Source organism: Anaerovibrio sp. (assembly GCF_051866355.1).
Lineage (GTDB): Bacteria > Bacillota > Negativicutes > Selenomonadales > Selenomonadaceae > Anaerovibrio.
Genome location: NZ_JBJDWZ010000093.1, coordinates 1 through 2,436 on the forward strand (window position 1 = coordinate 1; position 2,436 = coordinate 2,436).

Here is a 2,436-nt window from a genome sequence, read left to right on the forward strand (position 1 = left end):
TTCTGCTGGTGCTGGTTGTCAACTGCATTATTTTTTCGGAAATCGGCTTTTTTGCGGCTATGACTATCAGCACCTATGAGGAAATGGGACAGGTGAATACCTACGTGCTGCTGCCCATGTCGTTTCTTTGCGGCACTTTCTTTTCCGTGCATGCCCTGCCGGATGTGGTGCGCTATTTTATCCAGCTGCTGCCGCTTACCCATACCAGCTACCTGCTGAGGGGGATTTCCCTGGGACAGCCGATAGCGCTGGAATCCTTGGGGATACTGCTTTTATATGCTATAATATTGTTCATGGCAGCCCGCTGGGCATTTTTGCGGCTGACAAAGTGATTTGCGCGGCAATTTGCAGGAGAATTTGAACAATGGCCTGCCGATTGTCCGGGCGAATTATTTGCCGTCTGCCTATAATTTTTGTTGGAATACAGGTGTAGACAATGTTGAGAAGGCTATTTCATCATGCCAGCTCCCAGAGCGACTGCACGAAGCTGTGCTGTACGCGGATTGAGAATTTCGGGGTAAAGGCCGGCAATCTGGTGATTTTTGAAGATGTGAATATTCATGTGCATTGTGGTCAGCTGACAGCTGTCATCGGCCCCAATGGTGCAGGCAAGAGCACGCTGCTTCGGGCGATTTTGGGGGAGATTCCCCATACGGGACAGCTGAAATATACGGATGCCAAGGGCAAGCATACCGGCAATCCGGTGATAGGCTACGTGCCGCAGTATCTGAAATTTGATGTCAGTGCGCCGATTACGGTGCAGGATTTATTTGCGGCCTGCCTCAGCAACCGCCCTGTCTGGCTGCTGCCGGTGAACAGCCGCGACAGGATTATAGAGAGCCTGCGGCGCGTCAAGGCGGCGGAGCTGATTGACCGCAGGCTGGGGGCCTTGTCCGGCGGCGAGCTGCAGAGGGTGCTGGTGGCGCTGGCGCTGAATCCCATGCCGGATTTGCTGCTTTTGGATGAGCCGGTATCGGGCGTAGACCAGAACGGGCTGGAAATTTTTTATGAAATAATGGAGGATTTGCAGAACAACGAGGATATGGCGATAATTCTCGTGTCCCATGACCTGAACATGGTGGCGCGGCATGCAGACCAGGTGGTGCTGATGAACAAGGGCGTGGTGTGCAGCGGCACTGCGGAGGAAGTCTTTCGCGACAAGCGGACACGCAGAATTTTCGGCATGCTGGCAGGGGACGGCGGCAGGGACAGAGGGACCGGCTTTGAGTGGCGCCCGCATAAGAAAAAATCAGCCGGCGGGGTCTGTGCCTGCGACTGTGGCAGTGACTGCGGAAGCATCGGTGACAGCGGAAGCATCAGTGACGGCTTTTGCAGTGACAGCGGTACTGCTTGCAGCACTGGCTGCGGCGAGGAGGGAGACAGCAGATGATGGAAGTGATCTACGGCATATTGTCCGCCCTGCCTTTTAGCTGGCTGCAGTATGATTTCATGAAAAATGCCCTGCTGGCAGTGCTTTTGATTACGCCGCTGTTCGGACTGCTCAGCACCATGGTGGTGTCCAACCGCATGGCATTTTTTTCAGACTCTCTGGGACATGGCGCCTTTACAGGGCTTGCCATCGGCGCGATTTTTGGTATTTTTTCGCCGGTGCAGTCACTGCTGCTGTTTTCCATTGTCTTTGCCCTGCTGATTACATGGATAAAAAATCACAGCACGGCCTCCACCGATACCATTATCGGCGTTTTTTCCTCCGTGGGCATTGCGGCGGGCCTGATGATGATGTCCTACGGCGGCAGCTTCAACAAGTATGCCAGCTACCTGATAGGCGATATCCTCAGCATTACCCCTGCGGAGCTGGGCTCTTTGGCGGTGGTTCTGGTGCTGGTCTTTGCGGCCTGGGGAATTTTGTTCAACAGGCTGATGATTGTCAGCATCAATGTTTCCTTTGCCAGAAGCCGCGGTATTTCCCCGACCATGGTGGAAGGAATTTTTGCGGCAATGGTGGCTGTGATTGTAGCCATCAGCATTCAGTGGGTAGGGCTACTGATAATCAACTCCCTGCTGGTTCTGCCGGCGGCGGCGGCGCGCAATGTGGCTGACAGCGTAAAGCAGTACCATCTGCTGTCTGTGGCCTTTGCCATGCTTTCCGGCGTCAGCGGCCTTGTGGCAGCTTATTACTGCAGCATGGCGGCCGGTGCTACCATTGTGGTTGTGGCGGCAATCATCTTCTTTATAACCCTCGCCCTGAAAAGCAGGGCGGCAAAGTAAAATAAAAGGGGCAGTCAGGGATTTTTCCTTGTAAAAGATAGCTTTTTGTGCTATAATACTTTAGTCGCCTGTATTGGCGGACAGTGTTTGCGCTCGTAGTCCAGTGGATAGGACGTTAGCCTCCGGAGCTGAAAGCGTGGGTTCGACTCCCGCCGAGCGCACCAGCTTTGTTAATATTTACAGCAGTCTTGCAGGACTGCTGTTTTT

Annotated in this window: 3 protein-coding genes and 1 tRNA gene; all 4 read left to right on the top strand. The window is 53.7% G+C overall.

All coding sequences use genetic code 11. From position 1 onward, the window contains the following. A partial coding sequence (locus ACI3UA_RS05105; protein ID WP_439723753.1) for an ABC transporter permease occupies window positions 1-332 on the top strand: 332 nt, incomplete at its 5' end. Window positions 333-436: 104 nt separating this feature from the next. Beyond that, window positions 437-1,390, top strand: coding sequence for a metal ABC transporter ATP-binding protein (locus ACI3UA_RS05110; RefSeq protein ID WP_439723754.1), 954 nt, complete (start codon window positions 437-439; stop codon window positions 1,388-1,390). After that, on the top strand, window positions 1,390-2,229 hold the full coding sequence (locus tag ACI3UA_RS05115; RefSeq protein WP_439723755.1) for a metal ABC transporter permease: 840 nt from the start codon (window positions 1,390-1,392) through the stop codon (window positions 2,227-2,229). Before ACI3UA_RS05110 ends, ACI3UA_RS05115 begins: the two co-directional genes overlap by 1 nt. 89 nt (window positions 2,230-2,318) lie before the next feature. After that, window positions 2,319-2,393, top strand: a tRNA-Arg gene (locus tag ACI3UA_RS05120). Window positions 2,394-2,436 lie beyond the last annotated feature (43 nt).

Coding starts and splice junctions, on each gene's coding strand:
- ACI3UA_RS05110 (WP_439723754.1), top strand. CDS start 437: ATGTTGAGAAGGCTATTTCATCATGCCAGCTCCCAGAGCGACTGCACG.
- ACI3UA_RS05115 (WP_439723755.1), top strand. CDS start 1,390: ATGGAAGTGATCTACGGCATATTGTCCGCCCTGCCTTTTAGCTGGCTG.